The sequence below is a fragment of the Pseudacidovorax sp. DMC4 genome (genome assembly GCF_056314265.1).
In genome coordinates this window covers 1-605 of sequence record NZ_JBQUYR010000044.1, presented here as the reverse complement: position 1 = coordinate 605, position 605 = coordinate 1, and the positions used below count along the sequence as shown (strand labels likewise).

Annotated in this window: 1 protein-coding gene; it reads left to right on the top strand. The window is 65.5% G+C overall.

The annotated features are described in order from the left end of the window. On the top strand, nt 1–605 hold a 605-nt coding region (locus ACT54X_RS28795; RefSeq protein ID WP_476350061.1), incomplete at both ends, for a tripartite tricarboxylate transporter substrate-binding protein.

Genomic DNA, 605 nt, shown 5'->3' with positions numbered 1-605 from the left:
CGCGACCTGGCCGAGGCCATGCAGAAGGCCCTGGGCGCCACCATCGTGGTGGACAACACCGCCGGCGCCGGCAGCACCATCGGCAACGCCAAGGTGGCGCGCGCCAAGAACGACGGCCTGACCCTGCTGGTCACCCACGTCGGCATGGCCACCACGCCGGTGCTCTACCGCAAGCTCAGCTACAACTGGGAAACCGACTTCGAATACCTGGGCATGATCAACGACGTGCCCATGACGCTGATCGGCAAGCCGCAGCTCGAAGCCAACAACTTCAAGGAGCTGCAGGCCTGGATCGCCAGCAACAAGGGCAAGGTCAACCTCGGCAATGCCGGCATCGGCTCGGCCTCGCACCTGTGCGGCCTGCTGTTCCAGAGTGCGCTGAAGGCCGAGATGACGACCGTGCCCTACAAGGGCACCGCGCCGGCCATCGCCGACCTGATGGGCGGGCAGATCGACCTGCTGTGCGACCAGACCACGAACACCACCGGCCAGATCGAGGCCAAGAAGGTGAAGGCCTATGGCGTGACCACGCTCAAGCGGGTGAACACCCCGGCGCTGAAGGACATCCCGACGCTGGACGAGCAGGGCCTGAAGAACTTCCAGGT